This window comes from Geodermatophilus sp. SYSU D00814, assembly GCF_054050055.1.
Window position 1 is genome coordinate 179652 of the sequence record NZ_JBJGYP010000005.1, and the last position, 22588, is coordinate 202239.

The 22588-nt window shown below is 76.3% G+C and carries 20 protein-coding genes; 11 read left to right on the forward strand and 9 right to left on the reverse strand.

Features of this window, described 5'->3' with window-relative positions; all coding sequences use genetic code 11:
- Positions 1-3: 3 nt before the first annotated feature.
- From ACI780_RS05625 to ACI780_RS05635, 3 genes are all read right to left on the reverse strand, one after another.
- Complete coding sequence (locus tag ACI780_RS05625) at positions 4-609, reverse strand: molybdopterin-dependent oxidoreductase (RefSeq protein ID WP_456868625.1); 606 nt, start codon at positions 607-609, stop codon at positions 4-6.
- A gap of 150 nt (positions 610-759) precedes the next feature.
- Positions 760-2091 (reverse strand): dihydrolipoyl dehydrogenase family protein, encoded by a 1332-nt coding sequence (locus ACI780_RS05630; RefSeq protein WP_457001363.1) that lies wholly within the window; start codon positions 2089-2091, stop codon positions 760-762.
- A gap of 53 nt (positions 2092-2144) precedes the next feature.
- Entirely contained in the window at positions 2145-2342 is a 198-nt protein-coding gene (locus ACI780_RS05635; RefSeq protein ID WP_456868623.1) for a hypothetical protein, read from the reverse strand.
- Between the two features lie 244 nt (positions 2343-2586).
- On the opposite strand from ACI780_RS05635, the gene ACI780_RS05640 reads away from it, so the two are divergent.
- Positions 2587-3183, forward strand: a complete 597-nt coding sequence (locus ACI780_RS05640; RefSeq protein WP_457001366.1) for a peroxiredoxin family protein — start codon at positions 2587-2589, stop codon at positions 3181-3183.
- 38 nt (positions 3184-3221) lie between these two features.
- On the opposite strand, the gene ACI780_RS05645 is transcribed toward ACI780_RS05640, so the two are convergent.
- Positions 3222-6065, reverse strand: a complete 2844-nt coding sequence (locus ACI780_RS05645) for an ATP-binding protein (protein WP_457001368.1) — start codon at positions 6063-6065, stop codon at positions 3222-3224.
- Between the two features lie 474 nt (positions 6066-6539).
- On the opposite strand from ACI780_RS05645, the gene ACI780_RS05650 reads away from it, so the two are divergent.
- A complete protein-coding gene (locus tag ACI780_RS05650) occupies positions 6540-7892 on the forward strand; it encodes an epoxide hydrolase family protein (protein ID WP_457001370.1) in 1353 nt (450 codons plus the stop codon).
- Here ACI780_RS05650 and ACI780_RS05655 read toward each other — a convergent pair.
- From ACI780_RS05655 to ACI780_RS05665, 3 genes are all read right to left on the reverse strand, one after another.
- Positions 7808-8251 (reverse strand): VOC family protein, encoded by a 444-nt coding sequence (locus ACI780_RS05655; RefSeq protein ID WP_456868619.1) that lies wholly within the window; start codon positions 8249-8251, stop codon positions 7808-7810. The two genes, ACI780_RS05650 and ACI780_RS05655, sit on opposite strands and share 85 nt — an antisense overlap.
- Before the next feature lie 29 nt (positions 8252-8280).
- The gene (locus tag ACI780_RS05660; protein WP_457001372.1) at positions 8281-9546 is read right to left on the reverse strand and encodes an epoxide hydrolase family protein; all 1266 of its coding nucleotides are present in this window, start codon (positions 9544-9546) and stop codon (positions 8281-8283) included.
- Between the two features lie 166 nt (positions 9547-9712).
- Positions 9713-11344, reverse strand: a complete 1632-nt coding sequence (locus tag ACI780_RS05665; protein WP_456868617.1) for an alpha-amylase family glycosyl hydrolase — start codon at positions 11342-11344, stop codon at positions 9713-9715.
- Between the two features lie 92 nt (positions 11345-11436).
- On the opposite strand from ACI780_RS05665, the gene ACI780_RS05670 reads away from it, so the two are divergent.
- From ACI780_RS05670 to ACI780_RS05690, 5 genes are all read left to right on the forward strand, one after another.
- A complete protein-coding gene (locus ACI780_RS05670) occupies positions 11437-12795 on the forward strand; it encodes an NAD(P)/FAD-dependent oxidoreductase (protein ID WP_456868616.1) in 1359 nt (452 codons plus the stop codon).
- Positions 12796-12929: 134 nt separating this feature from the next.
- Entirely contained in the window at positions 12930-13772 is an 843-nt protein-coding gene (locus ACI780_RS05675; protein ID WP_456868615.1) for an SDR family NAD(P)-dependent oxidoreductase, read from the forward strand.
- Positions 13773-13795: 23 nt separating this feature from the next.
- Complete coding sequence (locus ACI780_RS05680) at positions 13796-16243, forward strand: xanthine dehydrogenase family protein molybdopterin-binding subunit (protein WP_457001375.1); 2448 nt, start codon at positions 13796-13798, stop codon at positions 16241-16243.
- Positions 16240-16758 (forward strand): (2Fe-2S)-binding protein, encoded by a 519-nt coding sequence (locus ACI780_RS05685; RefSeq protein ID WP_456868613.1) that lies wholly within the window; start codon positions 16240-16242, stop codon positions 16756-16758. The genes ACI780_RS05680 and ACI780_RS05685 overlap by 4 nt, the downstream gene beginning before the upstream one ends.
- Positions 16755-17594: an FAD binding domain-containing protein gene (locus tag ACI780_RS05690; RefSeq protein ID WP_456868612.1), complete on the forward strand. Its 840-nt coding sequence runs from the start codon at positions 16755-16757 to the stop codon at positions 17592-17594. Before ACI780_RS05685 ends, ACI780_RS05690 begins: the two co-directional genes overlap by 4 nt.
- 3 nt (positions 17595-17597) lie before the next feature.
- On the opposite strand, the gene ACI780_RS05695 is transcribed toward ACI780_RS05690, so the two are convergent.
- A complete protein-coding gene (locus tag ACI780_RS05695; RefSeq protein WP_457001377.1) occupies positions 17598-18314 on the reverse strand; it encodes a ThuA domain-containing protein in 717 nt (238 codons plus the stop codon).
- A gap of 74 nt (positions 18315-18388) precedes the next feature.
- Here ACI780_RS05695 and ACI780_RS05700 point away from each other — a divergent pair, with 74 nt between their 5' ends.
- The 3 genes from ACI780_RS05700 to ACI780_RS05710 are packed head-to-tail and all read left to right on the forward strand — an operon-like array spanning position 18389 to position 20203.
- Positions 18389-19612, forward strand: a complete 1224-nt coding sequence (locus ACI780_RS05700) for a cytochrome P450 (RefSeq protein ID WP_457001380.1) — start codon at positions 18389-18391, stop codon at positions 19610-19612.
- 49 nt (positions 19613-19661) lie between these two features.
- Entirely contained in the window at positions 19662-19883 is a 222-nt protein-coding gene (locus ACI780_RS05705) for a ferredoxin (RefSeq protein WP_457001382.1), read from the forward strand.
- A gap of 26 nt (positions 19884-19909) precedes the next feature.
- A complete protein-coding gene (locus tag ACI780_RS05710; protein WP_457001384.1) occupies positions 19910-20203 on the forward strand; it encodes a Dabb family protein in 294 nt (97 codons plus the stop codon).
- Between the two features lie 16 nt (positions 20204-20219).
- Here ACI780_RS05710 and ACI780_RS05715 read toward each other — a convergent pair whose 3' ends face one another.
- Entirely contained in the window at positions 20220-21242 is a 1023-nt protein-coding gene (locus ACI780_RS05715) for an amidohydrolase family protein (protein WP_457001386.1), read from the reverse strand.
- A 100-nt stretch (positions 21243-21342) separates the two neighbouring features.
- Here ACI780_RS05715 and ACI780_RS05720 point away from each other — a divergent pair, with 100 nt between their 5' ends.
- Complete coding sequence (locus tag ACI780_RS05720) at positions 21343-22557, forward strand: cytochrome P450 (RefSeq protein WP_456868606.1); 1215 nt, start codon at positions 21343-21345, stop codon at positions 22555-22557.
- Positions 22558-22588 lie beyond the last annotated feature (31 nt).

Sequence of the window (22588 nt, forward strand, 5' to 3'; positions counted from 1 at the left end):
AGGTCAGTCGCCGCTGTACCGCTGCTCGAGCCACGGGTCACCGCGGTCGTGGTAGCCGAAGGTCTCCCAGAAGCCGGGCTCGTTGGTGCGGGTCAGCATCAGCCCGCGCACCCACTTGGCGCTCTTCCAGAAGTACAGGTGGGGGACGAGCAGCCGCGCCGGGCCGCCGTGCTCGGGCGCCAGCGGTTCCCCGTTGTACGTGTCGACCACCCACGCCCGCCCGCCGGTGACGTCGTCGAGGCGGTGGTTGGTGGTGTAGCCGCCGTCGCTGAACGCCAGCACGTGGGTGGTCCGGGTGCCGACGTCGGCCAGCAGGGTGTCGACCGCGACGCCCTCCCAGCGGGTGTCGAACTTCGACCACTTGGTCACGCAGTGGATGTCGACGGAGATGGCCTCGCGCGGCAGGGCCCGGAACTCCTCCCAGGTCCAGGTGCGCGGGGTCTCCACCTCCCCGCGCACCGAGAAGTCCCAGCGGGCCAGTGGGGTGTGCGGCGTCGGTCCGGCCGACAGCACCGGGAAGCGGCTGCCGGTGTCGTACTGCCCCGGTGGCAGGCGGTCGTCGGTGGTGCCGGACCTCCGGCGGCCGAACCCCCGAGAGACCAGTGACATGGCTGCCCTCCTCCTCGTGCGGCGGCCCCCGGCCCGTGCCGCCGGGGCCGCCGCCCGCCGGTCCCACCCTGTGGGGGACCGCGCGGGCCGGCATCGGTCAGATGACCGTCGCGCCGGTGCGCGGGGCCGGCGCGACGGGGTCGGGGACGGTCAGCCGCTCCCGGCCGCGGCGCGCAGCCGGAGCAGCGCCTCCAGGAAGGCCTCGGAGAAGGTCGGGAACGGCTGGATCACGTCCTCGAGCACCTCCAGGGGCACGCGGGCCCGGATGGCGAGGGTGGCCTGCTGCAGCCACTCCCCGGCGGCCGGTCCCAGGGCGTACGCCCCGGTCAGCCGGGTCCCGTCGGAGACGAGGGTGAGGAAGCCGGGCTCGGTGTCGTACGAGCGCGTGTAGGTCGCCGTGCGCGCCACCTGCGACAGCGGGACGGTGACCGTGACCGGGCCGTCGGCGGCGCCGACGGCGGCGGCCTCCGGGTCGGTGTAGGTCACCCGCGGGACGGCGGAGTAGTCGACCGTGCGGGGCCGGCCGAGGATGTTCGACGCCACCACGCGCGCCTGGTACTTGCCGACGTGCGTGAGCGGCCAGGGGGTCATGACGTCGCCGACGGCCCACAGCCCCTCGCGGGCGTTGCACCGGGTGTCCAGTCGCAGCTCCTCGAGGCCGACGGTCTCCAGGCCGATGTCGTGCACCCGGGGACGGCGGCCGGTGGCCACCAGCAGCCGGTCGCCGCGCAGCTGCTCGCCGCCGGACAGCTCGAGCACGAACTCGCCGTCCGCGTAGCGGGCCGCCGACGCCATCCGGCCCAGGTGCAGGCCCACGCCCTCGGCGGCCAGCGCCGTGCCCAGCGCCGTCCCCAGCGGCCGCGGCTCGCGGGAGAGCAGGTGGTCCATGCCCTCGACGATCGACGCCGAGCCGCCCAGCCGGGTGACGGCCTGGGCCATCTCCACGCCCACCGGGCCGCCGCCGAGGACCAGCAGGTGGCGGGGGACCGCGGTCATGCTCGTCGCCTCGCGGCTGGTCCAGAAGCCGGGCAGCTCGCGCAGGCCCGGGACCGGCGGCACGAACGGGTCGGAGCCGGTGGCCACGACCACGTGCTCGGCGGTGTGGATCTGCCCCGAGACCGCCACCCGGCCGTGGCCGGCGAGGCGGCCGTGGCCGCGGATGACGTCGATGCCCTCGCCCTCGGCCCACTTCACGGCGCCGGAGTCGTCGTAGTCGGACACCATGAAGTCGCGCCAGGCGAAGGCGGCGGCGGTGTCGAGCGGGCCGGTCACCGCCTGCGCGGCGCCGGGTGCCCGCCGCGCGCCCGCCAGCGCCTCCCCGGGCCGCAGCAGCGTCTTCGACGGGATGCACGCCCAGTAGGAGCACTCCCCGCCGACGCGCTCGCGCTCGACGACGGCCACCCGCCGGCCGCCCTCCGCGAGGCGGGCGGCGCAGTGCTCCCCGGGCGCTCCGCCGCCCAGCACGATGACGTCGTAGTCCACGTCTGCTCCTCGGGTGCGTTCCTCGGGGTCAGGGGCCCGCCGGTCCGGGGCGGTCAGTGCCGGGCGCCCTCGACGACGGCGGTCGCCTCGGCGACGGCCTCGTCGGCGGTGCGGCCCTGCCGGCGGGCCACGATGTAGCCGGCGTACCAGTCCGACCAGTGGTGCGGCGGCCCCACCGGCTCGTACTGCCCGTGGTGCTCCTCGGCCTCGCGCAGCAGGCCGGCCAGCGTCGCGACGTCCATCTCGTCCACGGTGTGCTCCTCGTGATCGCCGGACCCGGCACCGACCGGCGCCGGTCGGGTCCAGGCTGGCCCGGTGCCGCCCGCGGCGAGCCAGGGACAGTCCCTGGTCCGGCGCCTGGTCCCGGGGATCCGCGGGCGGGCCGGGACCCGACCGGGGACCGGCGGGCGAGGGGCCAGGGCAACTGCCGGGCGCGACCGGCCGCGGGGGCGGTGCAGGCTCGTCGGCGACGGGGCCGGAGGAGAGGGGCATCCCATGCGTTCGGACATCACGCCGGGCGGCGTCTTCCCCGACTACACCCTGCCCGACCACACCGGCACCGAGCGCACCCTCGGCGAGCTGCAGGGCGGCGACCCGATGGTCCTCCTGCTCGCGCGCGGCCACTACTGCCCGAAGGACCACCAGCAGCACCTGGAGCTGGCCGCCGCCCAGCCGAGGTTCGCGGTCGCCTACACCCGGATCGTCACCGTCAGCACCGACGACCGCCGGTCGCTGCAGGAGTTCCGGGCCTCGGTCGGCGCGCAGTGGACGTTCCTGTCCGACCCCGGGCGGGTCGTGCAGCGCGACCTCGACATCCAGGAGTACACCGACCCCGAGAACGACCCGATGATCCCGCACACGCTCGTCCTCAAGCCGGGCCTGGTCGTGCACTCGGTCTACAACGGGTACTGGTTCTGGGGCCGGCCCTCGCTGGCCGAGCTGTGGCGCGACCTGCGCGCGGCGACCGCCGAGGTGCGCCCCGACTGGGACCTCGGCGCGCCGGGGCTGCGCGAGGCCTGGGACGCCGGGGACTGGTCGCACTTCCACGGCTGGGACCGCCGCCTGCGCACCGGGGCCCGCGTCGCCGGGTGAGCCGCGCCCCGGGGGGACCCGGAGCGGGCGCCGGGCGCTCAGGCGTCGGCGCGGGCCAGTGCGGCGACCAGCTCGCGGCGGGAGCCGATGCCGAGCTTGGTGAAGACCTTCCGCAGGTGCCACTCGACCGTGCGGGGGCTGAGGAACAGCTGCGTGCCGATCTCGGGGTTGGTCAGCCGCTCGGCGGCCAGCCGGGCGATCTGCGCCTCCTGGGGGGTCAGCTCGTCGAGGGTCGCCACGACCCGGCGCCGCGCCGTCTCCCCGGTGCCGGTCAGCTCCTGGCGGGCCCGCTCGGCGAAGGCCTCCATGCCCATGTCGACCAGCATCCGGTGGGCGGTGCGCAGGTGGTCGCGGGCCTCCCGGCGCCGGCCCTCGCGGCGCAGCCACTCCCCGAACAGCAGGTGCGCGCGGGCCAGCGCCACCCGGATGCCCGTGCGGCCGAGGCGCTCGACGGACTCGCGGTAGAGCGCCTCGGCCTCCTCGCCGCCGGTGAGCAGCGCCCGGCAGCGGGCGTCCACGCCGAGCGCCCAGTCGGTGCCGCTGGACCGCGCGAAGGTGCCGAACCGCTGCGCGGGCCCGGTGGCCCGCTCGGGCCGGCCGCTGCGGACGGCCGCCTCCACGACCTCCGGCTCCACCCACGTCCACAGCTCGAGCCCGTCGGCCTTGCGGGCCGCCCCCTCCGCGGCGGTCAGCGCCTCGTCGTACCGGCACAGCCCGAGCATGAGCACCGACGTCGTCCAGTCCGCGGAGATCAGCCACAGGCCCTCGCCGCGCCGCACGACGTCCTCCCGGCTGGCGTCGACCAGCGCCCGCGCCTCGGCTTCGCGGCCGCGCCAGGTGGCCAGGGAGACCGCGCCGTAGGGGGTGACCCGGCTGCCGATCGCCTCGGTGACGGAGGCCGCCTCACCGACCAGGGACGTCGCCACGGCGAGGTTGCCCGCGAACAGCTGCATGCTGAACCGCTCGGTGAGCGCCATCGGCAGCAGCGACAGCGCGCCGGTCCGGCGGGCCACCCGCACCTGGCGCTCGCTGAGCACGTCCCAGCTCAGGTCGTCGAACAGCGCCCGCGCGGTGCGGCAGGCCAGCCACAGCCAGCGCAGCGCGTCGTCCTCGGGGAGCGGCTCGTCGCGCAGCGCGGCCAGGGCCTGGTGCAGCACCGGGACGCCGGCGCCGGGTCCCTGGGTCAGCAGCAGGGCCAGCCCGTCGAGGAGCAGGGCGCACGACCGCGGCAGCGCGCCGGGGGAGGGGCCCCACCCGGCGGACAGGACGGCGGCGGCGACGTCGCGCAGGTCCCCGCCCCGGGCCTCCCGCCCGGCGGCCACCGCCGCTGCGAACGCGTCGAGGTAGGTGGCCCGGGCCAGGGTCGCGTCCAGCGGCTCCAGCCGCCGCGCGGCCGACAGCAGCAGCCGGGGCGCGTCCCGGCCGCGGGTCGCCGCGAAGGTGACCTGGGCGGCCAGCAGCTCCGCCCGGGCCCGGTCCAGCTCGTCGAGCGGTCCGGCCTGCGCGGTGGACACCAGGTCCAGGGCCCGCTCGGGCGCCCCGGCGAGGTTGGCCGAGTGGGCCGCGGCCAGCGCGCGGCGGGCCCGCCGCCCGGGGCCGGGGGTGAGCGCCACCGCCCGGTCCAGGAAGACCGCCGCGGCGGCCTGCCCGCCGCGGGCGCGCACCCGGACCGCCGCCGCCTCCAGCTCGGCGGCGACGTCCTCGTCGAGGCCGCCGGTCCCCTGCGCCCGGTGCCAGGCGCGGCGGTCGGGGTCGGTGCCCGGGTCCAGGCACGAGGCCAGCGCGCGGTGCGCGGTGCGCCGCTGCTCCGGGGAGGCCGCGCGGTACACCGCCGAGCGCACCAGCGGGTGCCGGAAGCGGACGTGCGTGCCGATCTCCACCAGCCCCGCGTCGGTCGCGGGGACCGCCGCGTCGGGGCCGATGCCCACCCGCTCGGCGGCCCGCCACACCAGGACCGGGTCGCCGACCGGGTCGGCCGCGGCGATGAGCAGCAGCCGGCAGGTCACCTCGGGCAGCGGGGTCAGCCGGCGGCGGAAGCTGTCCTCGATCCGGCCGGCCAGCAGTGTGGCGTCGGGCAGCCCGAAGCCGCCGGCGAGCTCGGCGGGCGTGCGCCCCCGCGGGAGCTCGAGGAGGGCCAGCGGGTTGCCGTGGCTCTCGGCGACGACTCGGTCGCGCACCCGCGGGTCGAGCGTGCCGGTCACCGCCGAGTCCAGCAGCGCCCGGGCGTCGGTGGTGCTCAGGCCACGCACCTCGAGCTCGGGCAGGCCGGTGAGGGTGGGCTCCCGGTCGGAGGGCCGGACGGCGAACACCATCGCCACCGGCTCGGCCGCGAGCCGGCGGGCGACGAACTCCAGGGTCTGCGCGGAGGCCTGGTCGAGCCACTGCACGTCGTCGACGACGCAGACCAGCGGCCGCTCCTCGGCCACCTCCGACAGCAGGGTGAGCACGGCCAGGCCGACGAGGAAGCGGTCGGGCGCGGCGCCGGCCCGCAGCCCGAAGGCGGTGCCCAGCGCCTGCTGCTGCGGCGCGGGCAGCGTGGCCAGCCGGTCGAGGTGCGGGCTGCACAGCTGGTGCAGGCCGGCGAAGGCCAGCTCCATCTCCGACTCCACGCCGGCCGCGCGGGCCACCTGGCAGCCGACGGCGCGCTCGAGCAGGAAGTCGAGCAGGGCGGTCTTGCCGATGCCGGCGTCCCCGCGCAGCACCAGGACCTGGCTGCGGCCGGCCTTCGCCGCGGCCACCAGCCCGCTCAGGGTCTCGCACTCGGTCCGCCGGCCCAGCAGCCCGGGCCACGGGCTGGTCCGGGGGAGGGCGGACGCCGGCTGCGGCACGGTCGGGCGGGCACGGCGGACCGGTGCGGCCGTCCGGCGGCGGAGGTCGGTCACGGCGGCGGGGTCACGGCCGCCGGGGGCAGGGGCGGCAGGGTCGGGGGCGCCGGGGTCAGGGGCGCCGGGCCCGCGGGCAGGGGGTCCGGGAGCTGTGCCGCACCGCAGCGGGCGACGGGTTCCGGGTGTGCCATCGAGGGTCCCCTCGGCCGAGCCGGTCGTCGCAGGTCTCGCGACGCACCTCTCCGGGATGCAGGACTGACGACGACGAGAGTCCCTCTCGCGAGTCCGCAGGGGAACAGGCAGCGGGCCGGGAGCCCGGTGGTCCGGCCGGACCCCGGGTGGCGGTGACCCTCCGTCGCCGGACGTCACTCCGGACACCCGTCCGCGCGGCCCAGCCGGCGCCGGGCTGCCCCCGGCCGGAGCAGCGCCAGGGGGTCTCCCTGGCGCGCGTCCCGGGCGCAGCGGACGAGGGTCGAGCCGAGCACCCCGCTCACCACCGCTCGCCGCGTGCGAGACCGCGAGGAGGCACCCGTGACCCGGTCGACCGTCCCCACGACGTCCGCTGCTCCGCAGGAGTCCGGCGCCGCCGTCCGCCCGTTCCGCATCGAGGTCCCCGAGGAGGCCCTCACCGACCTGCGCCGGCGCATCGAGGCGACCCGCTGGCCCACGCGGGAGCTCGTGCCCGACCGCTCGCAGGGCGTCCAGCTGCGGACCGCGCAGGAGCTCGCCCGCTACTGGGCGACCGAGTACGACTGGCGCCGCTGCGAGGCGCGGCTGAACGCGCTGCCGCAGTTCCGCACCGAGATCGACGGCGTGGACGTGCACTTCCTGCACGTGCGCTCGCCGCACGCCGACGCGCTGCCGATGGTCATGACCCACGGCTGGCCCGGCTCCGTCGTCGAGATGCTCGAGGCGGTGGGACCGCTCTCCGACCCGACGGCGCACGGCGGGCGTGCCGAGGACGCCTTCCACCTGGTGCTGCCGTCCCTGCCCGGGTACGGCTTCTCCGGCGAGCCGGCCGAGACCGGGTGGGACGTCGCCCGCGTCGGGCGGGCGTGGGCCGAGCTCATGCGCCGGCTGGGCTACGACCGCTACGTCGCCCAGGGCGGCGACGTGGGCGCCGGCGTCACCGACGCGATGGGCCGCCAGGCGCCGGAGGGGCTGCTGGGGATCCACCTCAACCTGCTCGTCACCGCGCTGGCCGGCGGGCTGCCGGGCGACACCGAGCAGGAGCGCGCCGCCCTCGACGCGATCGCCACGTTCCGGTCGAGCGGCTACGCGTACTTCCTGCAGCAGGCCACCCGGCCGCAGACGATCGGCTACGGGCTGCTCGACTCACCGGTCGCCCTGGCCACGTGGCTGCTCGACCACGACACCGACGCCTACCACAAGATCTCCCGCGCCTTCGTCGACGGGCAGCCGTCGGGGAACCTCACCCGCGACCACGTCCTGGACAACGTCACGCTGTACTGGCTGACCGGCACCGGGGCCTCGGCGGCCCGGTCCTACTGGGAGAGCTACGGCCCCGACGCCCCCGCGGCGGCCGCTGCCGGGCAGACCCCGCCGCCGGTCACCGTGCCGGTCGGGTTCACCACCTTCCCGGGCGAGATCTGGCGCACCCCGCGCAGCTGGGCCGAGCAGAGCTACCCGACCCTCGCCTACTTCAACGAGGTCGACCGGGGCGGTCACTTCGCCACCTGGGAGGAGCCCGAGCTGTTCACCACCGAGGTCCGGGCCGCGTTCCGCCCGCTGCGCGCCCCCCAGGTGCCCGGGCCCCTCGTCGTCGCAGGGGTGGGCCGTCAGCGGCCCGGCAGGCGCTCGGTGATCTCCTGCAGCACCCAGCCGTTGCCGTCGGGGTCGCTGAACACCGCGTGGGACTGGTAGCTGCGGCCCTCGGGGTCGCGACCGGGCTCGCGCACGCCCGGGTCGTCGGGGTGGAAGCGGCCGGCCGAGCCGTGGAAGACCTCGCTGACCGCGGCACCCCGCTCCAGCAGCTCGGCGCGGGTGGCCTCGATGTCGCGGGTGACGAGCAGCAGGCCCTGCAGCGACCCCGGGGTCATGGTGGTGACCCCGGTGCCGAAGCTGATCGAGCAGCCCGACCCCGGTGGGGTCAGCTGCACGATGCGGAACCGCTCGCCGCCGACGATGTCGGCGTCCTCCCGCCACCCCAGGCCCTTGTAGAAGTCCTTGGCGCGGTCGACGTCGGAGACGGGCAGGACGACGACCTCGAGGCGCAGGTCCATGGGAGGGACTCCTCTCTGCTCGGAGCGCGTCAGCGCGGCTGGGGGACCCGGGGGCCGCGCAGGGACCGGAAGCCCGCGCGGAGCTGGTCGACGAAGAGGCCGGGCTGCTCCCACGCGGCGAAGTGCCCGCCCTTGGCGACCCGGTCGTAGTGGACGAGGCCCGGGTAGGCCCGCTCCGTCCAGCTGCGCGGGGCCTCGTACTGCTCGCCGGGGAAGACGCTGACCGCGACCGGGATCTGCACGCCCTTGGCGTCGAAGAAGCCGCCCCGGTACTCCCAGTAGAGCCGGGAGGCCGAGACCCCCGTGGTGGTCAGCCAGTAGAGCGTGATGTTGTCGAGCACCTCGTCGCGGGTCAGCTCGCCGGTGTCGCTGCTCTCCCGCTCGAGCGCCTGCGCCACCGCCGCGGCGGGCTGGCCGTCGGCGTCGTTGTGGTCGAGCAGCCAGGCGGCCAGGCCGACGGGGGAGTCGGCGATGCCGTACAGGGTCTGGGGGCGGGCGGCCATGTAGCGCGCGTACTCGACCTGCCGGTAGGTGCGCAGCAGTTGCTCGCAGGCGCGCCGCTCGTCCTCGGCGAGCCCGTCCGGCGGCGGGCCGCCGGCCACGAGGACCCGGTCGACGTCGGCCGGGACGACGGCGGGCATGTTGGTGTGGATGCCGAGCAGTCCCTCGGGGGCCTGCAGGCCCATCTGGTCGACGACGAAGGCGCCCCAGTCCCCGCCCTGGGCCACGTAGCGGTCGTAGCCCAGCCGGGTCATCAGCTGCGCCCACGCCCGCGCCATCCGCTCCGGTCCCCAGCCCGGACCGGTCGGCTTGCCGGAGAACCCGTAGCCGGGCATCGAGGGGATCACCACGTCGAAGGCGTCGGCGGCGCTGCCGCCGTGCGCGGTGGGGTCGACCAGCGGCTCGATGATCTTCAGCTGCTCGATCACCGATCCGGGCCAGCCGTGGTTGACCACCAGCGGCAGGGCGTCGGCGTGCCGGGAGCGCACGTGCAGGAAGTGGATGTCCAGGCCGTCGATCTCGGTGGTGAACTGCGGCAGCGCGTTGAGCCGGGCCTCGACCCGCCGCCAGTCGTAGTCGGTGGCCCAGTGCCGGGCGAGGGCCTGCATCGTGGCCAGCGGCACGCCCTGGGAGGTGTCGGGGACGGTCTCGCGCTCGGGCCACACGGTGGCCTCGATCCGGCGGCGCAGCTCGGCGAGGGCCGCGTCGGGGACCTCGATCCGGAACGGGCGGATCGCGGCACCGTCCGGCTCCTGGGCGGCGGGGATCGGCGCGGGCGCGGTCGACCGGGACATGCGGGCCTCCTGCGGTGGGGCGGCCGGCCCGGCTGCGGGGACGCCGGCCGCCGGCTTCTCGGGACCGGCCCACGCTGGCAGTCCCCGGGCGGGCGTCGCGCCCGTGCATGTCCCGGGTCGGCACCCGGTCGCGGGCCGGTGCCCGGCACCGGCGCCGGGCCGGGGGTCAGGGGACCCGCGGCCGCAGCAGCACGCCCTCGTCGGGCCGCAGCACGAGGTCGCCCGGCGTCGCGCCGTCCGGGCGCCCCGTCCGGCCGGGGTCGGTGGACAGCAGCACCTCCAGGTCCCCCTCGGGGAGGCCGTCGGCCGCCAGCGGCCTCGGTGCGGCGGCGAAGTTGACCGCGGCGACCAGCCGGTCGGCGCCCTCGCCGCGCACCCAGGCCAGGACGTCGGGGCCGGCGTCGAGCACCCGCTGCGACCCGGTCTGCAGGGTCGGCGAGCCCGCGCGCAGCGCGCCGAGCCGGCGGACCAGCGACAGGGTGGAGTCCGGGTCGGCGGCCTGGCGCTCCACGCACAGCCGCTCGGCGTCGGCCACCAGGGGCAGCCACGGCCGCCCGGTGGTGAACCCGGCGCCGGGGCCGGCCACCGACGGCGGGCGCCAGGGGATCGGCGCGCGCTCGGGGTCGCGCCCGTCGACGTCGACCACCCGGTCGGGCGGCACGTCGGCGTCGGGCAGCCCCAGCTCGTCGCCCTGGTAGAGGAACGGCGTGCCGCGCAGCGCGGTCAGCAGCAGCGCGACCGCCCTGGCCCGCGCCGGGCCGGAGCCGCCGTCGGGGCCGTCGCCGTCGTAGCGGGTGGCGATCCGCGAGTGGTCGTGGTTGCCGAGGAACCAGGCCGGCCAGGCCTCGGGCTCGGCCCGGGCCGTGAACTCCTCGACGGCGGTGCGGAAGGCGCCGGCGTCCCAGGGCAGGTGGACGAAGACGAAGTTGTGCGCCAGGTGCAGCTGGTCACCGCCGGCGAGGTAGGCCAGCACCCGGCGCAGGTCGAGCAGGTAGACCTCGCCGACGATCATCCGGTCGGGGAACTCGTCGACCACCCGCCGGATGCCGCGCAGCCGCTCGTGGGCGGTCTCCCAGTCCTGGTCGTGCCGGCGGGCGGACCCGGCGTTGCTGCGCAGCAGGGGGTCCTTCGCCAGCCGCTGCAGCGCGTCGATCCGCAGCCCGTCGACGCCGCGCCGCAGCCAGAACCGGATCGTGTCGTGCATCGCGGCCTCGACCTCGGGGTTCTCCCAGTTCAGGTCGGGCTGCTGCGGCGTGTAGGAGTGCAGGTACCACTGGCCGGTGGCCTCGTCGAACGTCCAGGCCGGCCCGACCGCGGCGAACTCCGAGCGCCAGTCGTTGGGCGGCCCGCCGCCGGGTGCGCCGTCCCGCCACACGTACCAGTCGCGCTTCGGGTCCTCGCGCGAGGACCGCGACGCCAGGAACCACGGGTGCCGGTCGGAGGAGTGGTTGGGCACCCAGTCCAGCACCACCCGGATGCCGCGCGCGTGGCAGTCGGCGACCAGGGCGTCGAGCTCGTCGAGGCCGCCGAAGAGCGGGTCGACGTCGCAGAAGTCGGCGACGTCGTAGCCGAAGTCGGCCATCGGCGAGGGGAACACCGGCGAGAGCCACACCGCCCCGACGTGCAGCGCCGACAGGTGGTCCAGGTGCGCCCGCAGGCCCGCGAGGTCGCCCACGCCGTCGCCGTCGGCGTCGGCGAACGAGCGCGGGTAGACCTGGTAGACGGCGCCGCGCCGCCACCATGGCGGCTCCGCCGTCCGCGGGCCGGCCGGGTCGGGGGCTGTCGGGGCGCCGCTCATGGTGCGAGCATCCCGCCATGACCGGCACGCCCGCTCGCCGCCGTCCGCCGCTCCGCTCGATCCGGCCGGGGGGTGGTACCGCCGGGCAGGCGGTGACGAGTCCGCCGCGCCGCCGGCCCCGGGTGGTCGTCGTCGGCGGCGGGTTCGCCGGCTTCCACGCCCTGCGCCACCTGCAGCGTCACCTGCCGCGGGAGGCCGCCGAGCTGGTGCTGGTGTCGCCCAACGACTACCTGCTCTACAGCCCGCTGCTGCCCGAGGTGGCCACCGGCGTCGTCGAGGCCCGGCACATCGCGGTGTCGCTGCGGCGCACCCTGCCGCGGGTGCGGCTGGTGCTGGGCCGCGTGTCCGACGTCGACCTGACCACGCGCATGGTCACCGTGCAGCGCGCCGACCTCGAGCACCGGCTCGACTGGGACCACCTGGTGCTGGTGCCCGGCTCCATCACCCGGCAGTTCGACATCCCCGGGGTGCCCGACCACGCCCGCGGCCTGAAGACGCTGGTCGAGGCGGTCTACCTGCGCGACCACCTCCTCGAGCAGCTCGACCTCGCCGACGCCCAGCCCGACACCGAGGCCGGCCGGGCCGCCCGCGCGGAGCTGCTCACCGTGGTGGCGGTCGGCGCCGGCTACACCGGCACCGAGTTCGTCGCCCAGGCCCAGCGCTGGCTGACCCGCATCGAGCGCCGCTGGGACCGCACCCGCGCCCGCGACGTGCGGTGGGTGCTGGTCGACGTCGCCCCGGCCGTCCTCCCGGAGCTCGGCCCGCGGCTGGGCGAGCACGCGCTGCGGGTGCTGCACGACCGCGGCGTCGACGTCCGCCTGCGCACCAGCGTGGCCGAGGCCGAGGACACCCGCGTCACGCTCACCGACGGCACGACCATCCGCACCCGCACCCTCGTCTGGGGCGCCGGGGTGGTGGCCAGCCCGCTGGTGATGGAGCTCGGGCTGCCCACCCGCCGCGGCCGGCTGGTGACCGACCCGGACCTGTCGGTGCCGGGGGTCGAGGGCCTGTGGGCGGCCGGCGACGCCGCCGCGGTGCCCGACCTCGCCGCCCGCGGGGTCGCCGACGGGCGGCTGCCCGACACCCCGCCCACCGCCCAGCACGCCCAGCGCCAGGGCGTCGCGCTGGGCCGCAACATCGCCGCCGCCCTGGGCCACGGCACCGCCCGCCCCTACCGGCACACCGACCTGGGCCTGGTGGCCGACCTCGGCGGGTTCGACGCCGTCGCCCGCCCGCTGGGCGTCCCGCTGACCGGGCCGGTGGCCAAGGTGGTCACCCGGGGCTACCACCTCTACGCGCTGCCGGCGATGTCCAACCGGGTGCGGGTGGCCCTCGACTGGGTGTTCCAGAGCGTGCTCCCGCCCGACGAGACCCAGCTGTCGGTGGTGCGCGAGGAGGACGCGCGGCTGGCCACCGCCCAGGCCACGGCCATCTACGGCTCCACGGCCTGAGACCCCGCGGCCCGAGACCCGCCGGACCGGCGTGAGGACACCCACGACTAGTGCGGCGAGCCATTGCCGAGACTCCTCCCGGTGCCGTAGGAAGACCGCGCACGCTGTTGCGCACGTCACACCGGAGGGTCTCCATGGGCGTCGAGCTGCGCGGACTCGAGGGCAAGGTCGTCCTCATCACGGGAGCGGGACGGGGTCAGGGCGCCAACCACGCCCGGGCGTTCGCCGAGGCAGGCTGCGACGTCGTCGCCGTCGACATCGCCGCGCCGATACCGGGTCTGTACGAGACCGCGAGCCCCGAGGACCTCGCGCTCACGGTCAAGCAGGTCGAGCAGTACGACCGGCGGGCGCTCGGGCTGACCGCCGACGTCCGCGACGAGGACGCGGTGCGGCAGGCGGTGGAGACCGCGCTCGCCGAGTTCGACCGGATCGACGTCCTGGTGAACAACGCCGGGATGGCGGCGCTCGACACGATCCAGGACATGAGCGCCGCCACGCTCGACGCGGTCGTCGACACGAACCTCAAGGGCCCGATGCACGTGGCCAAGTTCGTCGTCCCGCAGATGATCGGCCGGCAGGAGGGGAAGATCGTCAACATCTCGTCCGCGGTGATCGGCAGCGGGCACGCGATGCTGTCGCACTACGTGGCGAGCAAGCACGGCGTGGTCGGGCTGACCCGGGCGTGGGCCACCGAGCTCGCCGAGTTCGGCATCAACGTCAACGCCGTGGCCCCGGCGACCATCCGGCCCGGTCCCGACCGGCACGGCTCCGGCATGGTCACCGGGCTCTCGGCCGGCATGGGCATGGACCCCGCCGAGGCCTTCGAGGTCTTCTCCGCCCAGGGCAACCTCCCCGGACCCAAGTGGCGGGCGGAGATGCAGGACATCACCGACGCGGTGCTCTTCCTCGCCTCCGACAACGCCCGGGTCATCACCGGTCACACGCTGCACGTCGACTGCGGGCAGGCGACCCGCTGATGGGGTCCATGGTGGGAGCCGCCGTGCTCCGCAAGGAGGACCCCGCGCTGCTCACCGGCCGGGGCCGCTTCGTCGACGACATCCGGCTGCCCGGCACGGTGCACATGGCCTACGTCCGCAGCGTCGAGCCGCACGCCCGCATCACCTCCATCGACACCGAGGCCGCCCGCGAGCTGCCGGGCGTCCTCGGCGTGTGGACCGCCGCCGACCTCGACGGGCTGCCGCACGTGCGCTCCTTCCCCGGCACGCAGCGGCCCTGCCTCGCCCGCGACGCCGTCCGGTTCGTCGGCGAGCCGGTCGCCGTCGTCGTCGCCGACGACCGCTACCGCGCCGCCGACGCCGCCGCCGCGGTCGTCGTCGACTACGACCCGCTGCCGGCCCTGGTCACCATCGAGGACGCGCTGGCCGAGGGCGCCGCGCCGATCGTCCCCGGGCTCGCGGGCAACGTCGTCCTGGACCAGCCGATGTCGGCCGACGACGCCGAGGCCGAGCTCGCCGCCGCACCGCACCGCACCAGCCTGCGCATCCGCAACCAGCGGCTGGCCGCGGTCCCCATCGAGCCCGGCGGCTGCGTGGCCAGCTGGGACGGCAGCGGGCTGACCCTGTACGCGACCGTGCAGGCGCCGCACCCGGTGCGCAACGAGCTGGCCGCCATGTTCGGCCTGCCGCAGCACGAGACGCGGGTCGTCGCGCCCGACGTCGGAGGCGGGTTCGGCGCCAAGGCGAGCTTCTACCCGGAGTTCCTCCTCACCGCCGAGCTGTCGCGGCGGCTGGGGCGGCCGGTGAAGTACGTCGAGACGCGCAGCGAGAACCTGGTCGCGATGACCCACGGCCGGGCCCAGCTGCAGGACGTCGACGTGGGTTTCGACGACGAGGGCCGGCTGCTGGCCATGCGGGTGGCGATCGTGCAGGACGTCGGCGCCTGGCCGGACGCGACCGGCGCCGGGTTGCCCACGCTCACCGTCTTCATGTCCGGCGGCTGCTACAAGATCCCCAAGATCGCGGCGTCCTTCCGCAGCGTCACCACCAACACCACGCCGATCGCCGCCTACCGCGGCGCCGGCCGGCCGGAGGCGGCGTTCCTCATCGAGCGGGTCGTCGACGTGGTGGCCCGCGAGCTCGGCCGCGACCCGCTGGAGGTGCGGCGGGTCAACTTCATCCAGCCCGGCGAGATGCCCTACGCCACCCAGTGGCCGGGGATCGTCTACGACGAGAGCGACTACCCGCGGCTGCTGGACACCCTGCTGGAGCACCTGCGCGACGGCGGCGCGGACCTCGAGGAGCTCCGGCGCGAGGCGGAGGAGCGGCGCGCCGACCCCACCCGGCCGCTGCTGGGCATCGGCTTCTCCTGCTTCGTCGAGATGGGCGGCTTCGGCCCCACCCCGCTGTTCGAGCAGTTCGGCTACATCGGCGGGTGGGAGTCCTCCACCGTGCGGATGAACCCCGACGGCTCCGTGGTGGTCGCGGTGGGGACCAGCCCGCACGGGCAGGGGCACGAGACGGCGTTCGCGCAGATCGCCTCCGACGCCCTCGGTGGCGTCCCGGTGGAGCGGATCAGCGTGCGCCACGGCGACACCGGGACCGTGCAGGAGGGCATCGGCACCATGGGCAGCCGGGCCATCCCGGTCTGCGGCCCCGCGGTGCACCGGTCCAGCGACCAGCTGCGGCGCAAGCTGCTCGCGATCGCCGCCCACCTGCTGGAGGCCGACGAGTCCGACGTCGAGCAGGACGGCGAGCGGTTCGCCGTCCGCGGGACGCCCGGCGCGGAGGTGTCCCTCGCCGACGTCGCGCTGACCGCCTACAAGCCGCACAAGCTCCCGGAGGGCATGGACGTCGGCCTGCAGTTCATGGACTACTACGAGCCGACCAACCTCAGCTACCCGAGCGGCGCGCACGCCTGCGTGGTGGAGGTCGACCAGGCCACCGGTCAGGTGTCGATCCTGCGCTACGTGGCCGTCGACGACTGCGGGACGGTGATCAACCCGCTGACCGCGCGCGGCCAGGTCGAGGGCGGGCTGGCGCAGGGCATCGCCCAGGCGCTGCTGGAGGAGGTGTGCTACGGCGACGACGGCCAGCCGGTGACCTCCTCCCTGGTCGACTACGCCGTCCCGGGGGCCCCGGACCTGCCCGACCTCTCCACCCACCACCTCGAGGTGCCGACCAGCTTCAACCCGCTGGGGGCCAAGGGGCTGGGGGAGTCCGGCGCCACCGCGGCCCCGCAGGCGGTGGTCAACGCGGTCGTCGACGCCCTGGCCCACCTGGGGGTGCGCACCATCGACATGCCCATGACGCCGTTCCGGGTGTGGACGGCGATGCGCGCCGCCGAGCAGGGCAGGGGCGACGGCGCGGCCGTCGACGAGCGGCGTCCCCCGCCGGAGGCCCTGCAGCCCGACGACGGCGCACCGCCACCCCCCGACGGCATGCCGACCCCGCCCGCGGGTGCCGGCGAGGACTGGAAGGTGACCCCGTGAGGCACGACGTCAGCCTGCGCGTCAACGGCGTGGCCACCCGGCACACGGTGGAGTCCCGGCAGCTGCTGGTGCACCACCTGCGCGAGACCCTCGGCCTGACCGGCACCCACGTCGGGTGCGACACCTCCAACTGCGGCGCCTGCACGGTGCTGCTCGACGGGGTGGCGGTCAAGTCCTGCACCGTGCTCACCGTCGCCGCCGACGGCGGTGAGGTGCTCACCGTCGAGGGACTCGCCGAGGACGGCCGGCTGTCCCCGGTGCAGGAGGGCTTCCGGCAGTGCCACGGCCTGCAGTGCGGCTACTGCACGCCGGGCATGGTGGTCTCGGCGACCGGCCTGCTGCTGGACAGCCCCGACCCGACGCGGGAGGAGATCCGCGAGGGCCTCGAGGGCAACCTGTGCCGCTGCACCGGCTACCAGATGATCGTGGAGTCGGTCCGCTGGGCCGCCGAGCACGGTGGTGCCGGCGCCCCCGCGGAGGAGCACCGCGCCCGGTCGCAGGAGGCGGTCCGGTGATCCCCGCCGAGTTCGACCACGTGCGCGCCGACTCCCTCGACCACGCCCTCGCCCTGCTCGGCGAGCACGGCGACGACGCCAAGCTGCTGGCCGGCGGGCACTCCCTCCTCCCGCTGATGCGGTTCCGGCTGGCCGCGCCGCGCGTGCTCGTCGACATCAGCCGGGTGCCCGCGCTGCGCACCCTGGAGCGGTCCGACGGGCACCTGCGGCTCGGCGCCGGCCTGCGGCTGCGCGACCTCGAGCACTCCCCGGAGGTGCGCGAGCAGGTGCCGCTGCTGGCGGCCGCGGCCGCCACCGTCGGGGACCGGCAGGTGCGTGCCCGCGCCACCGTCGGGGGCACCGTGGTGCACGGGGACCCCGCCGCCGACGTGCCGGCGGTCCTGGTCACCCTCGACGCGACCCTGGTGCTGCGCGGCCCGGCCGGCGAGCGGGAGGTGCCCGCCGCGGAGTTCTTCGTCGACTTCTGGGAGACCGCCTGCCGGCTCGACGAGGTGCTCACCGAGATCCGGGTGCCGGTGCTGCCGGGGCGGGGCTGGGACTACCGGAAGTTCCGCCAGCGCAGCCAGGACTGGGCGACGGTGGGGGTCGCCGTCCAGGAGCGCGCCGACGGGTCGCACGCGGTCGGGCTGGTCAACATGGCCCCGGTGCCGTGGCGGTCCACGCCGGTCGAGGACGCCCTGCGCGCGGGTGCCCCCGTGGCCGAGGCGGCCGGGCACGCCGCCGAGGGCACCGCACCGCCGTCGGACCTGCGGGGTGACGCCGACTACCGCGCGCACCTCGCGCGGGTCCTCACCGCGCAGGCGCTGACCGCGGCGGGAGCCGGGCGCGGCGGCTGACCGTCAGCCGGGGCGGCCACCGGCGGCCCACACCGCCGCCCGCCGCACGATCTCCCGGTGCTCCGGGACGGCGTAGGACGGCACGTGGTGGCCCAGCGCGTCGTAGACCACCCGGCCCGCGCCCACCGTGCGGGCCCACAGCAGGGGGTGCTCGCGGCCGCCGTGGGGGGAGGTCATCAGCCCCTCCACGCCGTCGGCCAGGTCGAGGAACCCGTAGACCTCGTCGACGACGTCGAAGTCGGGCACCCCGGCCACGACCGGGTGCCGGTCGCGCGCCACGGTGACCCGGACGGCGGCGCCCAGCGGCGGGTGCGAGGAGCGGTCCCAGCGCCACACGCCGCCGAGCAGCTCGCGCCACTGCGGCCAGTCGTCGAAGCAGATGCTCGCGCCGTGCACCGCCAGCAGCCCGCCCCCGGACCGGACGTGGCCGAGCAGGGCCGCCCGGGCGGCGGCGGACAGGGACAGCGACCAGCGCTCGCGCAGGTGTGCGTAGCGCTCCACCCGCATCGTCCAGCGCAGCAGGTCCAGCACCACGAGCGGGCGGGGTCCCGGCCCGGGGTCCGCGAGCCCGGACAGCGCCGCCTCGACGTCCTCGGTGACGGTGGCGGTGAACCCGGCCTCCGCCAGCACCCGGGCGAGCTCCGCCGACGTCGCCGGGAAGTCGTGCGCCACGCCGCCGGACACGATCACGGCCAACTCGGTCGCCGTGCGTCCGCCCATCACAGCCCTCCTTGACGTCAGAAGACCAACTACTACAGGGTGACCGCGACGCAGGTCACACCCGAGGAGTGTCGATGACCGCGACCACGGTGGACGTCGTCACCGTCCGGACGTTCGCCGACGCCAAGGACGCCTACCGGCAGCGGGACCTCCGCCAGGCCCTCTACGACGAGGGTGAGGTGGTCATGGCCGACGTGCTGGTCAACCTGCACGGCGAGGACCACCGCCGCCGGCGACGGGTGGAGAACCGCAGCTTCCGGCGGGAGACCTTCGAGCACTACGAGCACGAGCTGTTCCCCGCGGTCACCGACCGCACGCTCGCCCCCCACCTGGCCGCCGGGCGGGCCGACCTCGTGCACCTCGGCCACGAGCTGATGCTCAACCTCGCGGCCCTGACCGCCGGCGTCGACCGCCCGGAGGGCACCGCCGGGGGTACCGCCCGGCTGCACCGGTACCTGCTGCTGTTCATCGAGGGCGCCACCCTCGCCCACTCCACGAAGGACAGGGACGAGCAGCGCCGCCGGGTGGCCGCCGGGCTGCTGGACTGGGACGAGGAGTTCCTGGCGCCCTCGATCGCGCGCCGGCGGGACGCGCTGGACCGCGCGGCGGCCGGGCAGCTGCCCGACGGGGAGGTCCCGCGCGACGTCCTCACCGGGCTGCTCCGGGCCCAGGACGAGCTGGACCTCCCGCACGAGGTCCTCCGGCGCGAGATCGCCTTCGTGCTGCTCGCCGGCGCGCACACCAGCGCGACGGCCTTCGTCCGCTCCGTCGACGCCCTGCTGTCGTGGACGGCCACCCACCCCGGTGACCTCGCGAGGGTCCTCGAGGACCCGCTGTTCGTGCAGCGCTGCGTGCACGAGACCGTGCGGCTCAACCCCTCCAGCCCGGTCGGCGTCCGGTGGGCGCTGGCCGACGTCACCCTCCGCTCCGGGGTGCGGATCCCCCGCGGGGGCAAGCTGGTCATCGACCTGGCCGCGGTCAACCGCGACCCCGCGGTCTTCGGTGCCACGGCCGCGGAGTTCGACCCGTACCGCGAGCTGCCGCACGGCGTGGCCCCGTTCGGGCTGAGCTTCGGCGGCGGGATGCACGTCTGCATCGGCCAGGACCTCGCCGCCGGGGTGGTGCCGGCCGGCGACGCCGACCCGCGGACCCACCTCACCGGCCTGGTCACCGGCGCGGTGCAGCGGGTCTTCGCCGAGGGGGTGCGGCGCGACCCGCAGGCACCGCCGCAGCGCGACGCGAACACCGCCCGTCCCTACTGGGGCACCTACCCGGTGCTCCTCGGCCGCCGCGGCTGACCCGACCCCGTCCCGTCCGGCCGCGGGCACGACCGAGCCAGGAGCCGCCATGGCCTACACCGTCTCGGTGGACAAGGACACCTGCCTGAGCTCCGGCCGGTGCGTCGCCGACGCCCCGGCGGCCTTCCGGTTCGACGACGACGAGCTCGCCGAGCCCGTCGAGCCGCAGCCCCGCGCCGACGACGACCTGCTGCTCGCCGTCGCCCGCGCCTGCCCGTCGGCGGCCATCGCTCTGCACGACGCGGCCGGCCGCCCGGTCGACCTGTCCTGACCCCACTCCCGAGGAGCCGACGTCCCGTGTTCCGTCACGTCGTGGTGTTCAGCTGGACCCCGGAGGCCACCGCCGAGCAGCGGGAGGCAGCGGTCGCGGCGATCCGGGCGTGGGGCGAGCAGGCCCGGGAGTTCGGCACCCTGACCCTGGGCGTCGACGCCGGGCTCGCGGAGGGCAACGGCGACGCCGTCGTCGTCGTGGACCTGCCCGACCGGGACGCCTACGCCGCCTACGCCGCCGACGAGCGCCACCAGCGGATGCTCCGCGAGCACGTCCGGCCCATCCTGGCGCAGCGGTGCGCCGTCCAGCACGAGCTCTGAGCCGCGGGAGGCCGGGTCAGCGCTCCCGGTCCAGCCGGAGCAGCCGGACGGCGTTGGCCGACAGCACCGGGGCCAGGTGGGCCACCTCCGCGACGGACGTCGCGCCGCCGGAGTCCCACCCGGCGAAGTTGGTCCCCAGCACCAGCCGTCCGGTCCCCACCACCCGGACGAGGAGATCGAGCGCATCGCGGCCGTGCACGTGCGTGTCCAGCCACAGCCGGCGCAGCAGCGTCGGCACGCCCTCCGTGCGCAGCGCGTCGGGCACCCAGGCCCGCGGCACCGCCGCGGCCCGGGCGAGGCGCCCGGCCAGGAACGCGGTGGCCCCGCCCCCGTGGGACAGGCAGACGTCCAGCCGCGGGTGCCGTTCCAGCACCCCGCCGAACACCAGCGCGGCCACCGCCAGCGTCTCGTCGTAGGCGAAGCCCACCAGCAGGTCCAGGTCGAACCGGCGCAGCCGCGGGTCGTCGGCCGGTCCCGCCCGGCCCAGCGGCGAGGGGTGCACGAACAGTGGGACGTCGAGGTCCACCACGGCGGCGTACAGGTCGTCGAGCGCCGGGTCGTCGAGGGTGCGCCCCCCGGGGTCGGTGTCGATGCAGGCCGCCGACAACCCCAGACCGCGCACCGACCGCTCGAGCTCGGCGACCGCGGCGCCGACGTCCTGCACCGGCAGCTGCGCCGCGCCGAGGAGCCGGGTCGGGTGGGCGGCCACCAGCCCGGCCAGCGCGTCGTTGTGGACCCGGGCGTAGCGGCTGGCCGCGGCCGCGTCGAGGTCGCCGAGGTAGGTGAGCGGGTTGGGCGAGAGCAGTTGCACGTCGATGCCGGCGGCGTCCATGGCCCGGAGGCGCACGCCGACGTCGGTGAACGCGGTGCCCTCGTACCGGACGCCGCTGAGCACGTAGCCGCCCACCCGGTAGAACGGCGTGCCGTCCGGGGCCGTCCCCTGCTCCGGCCCGGCCGCCCCGGCGGCGCCGAGGCTCGAGGGGAGGACGACGTGGGCGTGCACGTCGACCACCGGAGGAGCGGACGAGGTGCCGGCCATGACCCTCCCCGGCGATGGACGTGTGACCGGCGACACACTAGCGTCGCTAGGCGGCTGACGCCGCCCACGGCGCCGGCTCCTCGCCCCCGGAGGAGGTCGCGTGTCCGTCGACGAGGTGACGGCGACCCCGCAGCTGACGCTCCGCGGCTACGCCGAGCTGTGGGACGCCTTCCGCCAGCGCGACCTGCGGCAGCGGCTCTACGACGCCGGCGGGGTGGTCATGCGCGACGCGCTGCTCGACCTGCACGGCGACGACCACCGGCTGCGCCGCCGGGTGGAGAACCGGCTGTTCCGGCGCGGCACCTTCCGCCTCTGGGAGGCCGAGCTGGTGCCCGGCGTGATCCAGGAGGCCTTCGACCCTGCCCTGCGGGCCGGCCGGGCCGACCTCGTCCGGCTCGGGTACCGCACCACGATGGCCCTCACCGCCCGGGTCGCCGGCGCCGACCGCAGCACCGGGTCGGTCGAGGAGACCGACGCCCTGCAGCGGTTCGCGGTCACCTTCAGCGAGGGCGCCACGCTGGTCCACAGCACCCGCGACCACGCCGAGGTGCGGGCCGAGGTCGAGGACGCGCTGCGCCGGTTCGACGCGCTGTTCTTCACGCCCTCGTACGAGCGGCGGGTGGCACTCGCGGCCGACGCCTCCGTGCCCGAGGCGGACCTGCCCCGCGACGTGCTCATGGCGCTGGTGCAGCACGCGGGTGAGCTCGGCGTCGACCGCGACACCGTGCTGCGCGAGGTCGCCTTCTACCTGCAGGCCGGCTCGCACAGCACGGCGGCGGCCTTCACCCACACCGTCGACGAGGTGCTGCGGTGGGCGGGGAGGGACCCGGGCCGTGCCCGGCGGCTGGCCGACGACCTGTTCCTGCAGCGCTGCGTGCACGAGGCGTTCCGGCTGCACCCGGCCAGCCCGGTCGCCGAGCGCCGCGCGCTGGCCGACGTCACGCTGCGCGACGGCCGCCTGGTCCCGGCCGGGACGGTCGTCGTCATGGACATCCGGACGGCCAACCGCGACCCGGCGGTGTTCGGACCCGACGCCGGCGCCTTCGACCCGCTGCGGACGGTGCCCGACGGCGTCGCCCCGTGGGGGCACACCTTCGGCGGCGGCATGCACGCCTGCATCGGCATGGAGCTCGACGGCGGCACGGTGCCCGCCGACCCGCCCGGCACCGACCACGTCCTGGGCACGGTGACGCTCATGCTCCGCGAGCTGCTGCGGCACGGTGTCCGCCCCGACCCGGAGCACCCGCCGACCCGGGACCCGCACTCCCGGCGCGAGCACTTCGGCAGCTACCCCGTGCTGTTCGGCAGCCCGTGAGGCACGGCCGGCGGCCGGCGGTCCCCGGTCC

What these genes read in the sequence shown, in the direction of transcription:
- ACI780_RS05625 (WP_456868625.1), bottom strand. Translation starts at nt 609, where the DNA reads ATGTCACTGGTCTCTCGGGGGTTCGGCCGCCGGAGGTCCGGCACCACC.
- ACI780_RS05640 (WP_457001366.1), top strand. Translation starts at nt 2,587, where the DNA reads ATGCGTTCGGACATCACGCCGGGCGGCGTCTTCCCCGACTACACCCTG.
- ACI780_RS05655 (WP_456868619.1), bottom strand. Translation starts at nt 8,251, where the DNA reads ATGGACCTGCGCCTCGAGGTCGTCGTCCTGCCCGTCTCCGACGTCGAC.
- ACI780_RS05660 (WP_457001372.1), bottom strand. Translation starts at nt 9,546, where the DNA reads ATGTCCCGGTCGACCGCGCCCGCGCCGATCCCCGCCGCCCAGGAGCCG.
- ACI780_RS05665 (WP_456868617.1), bottom strand. Translation starts at nt 11,344, where the DNA reads ATGAGCGGCGCCCCGACAGCCCCCGACCCGGCCGGCCCGCGGACGGCG.
- ACI780_RS05675 (WP_456868615.1), top strand. Translation starts at nt 12,930, where the DNA reads ATGGGCGTCGAGCTGCGCGGACTCGAGGGCAAGGTCGTCCTCATCACG.
- ACI780_RS05695 (WP_457001377.1), bottom strand. Translation starts at nt 18,314, where the DNA reads ATGGGCGGACGCACGGCGACCGAGTTGGCCGTGATCGTGTCCGGCGGC.
- ACI780_RS05700 (WP_457001380.1), top strand. Translation starts at nt 18,389, where the DNA reads ATGACCGCGACCACGGTGGACGTCGTCACCGTCCGGACGTTCGCCGAC.
- ACI780_RS05705 (WP_457001382.1), top strand. Translation starts at nt 19,662, where the DNA reads ATGGCCTACACCGTCTCGGTGGACAAGGACACCTGCCTGAGCTCCGGC.
- ACI780_RS05715 (WP_457001386.1), bottom strand. Translation starts at nt 21,242, where the DNA reads ATGGCCGGCACCTCGTCCGCTCCTCCGGTGGTCGACGTGCACGCCCAC.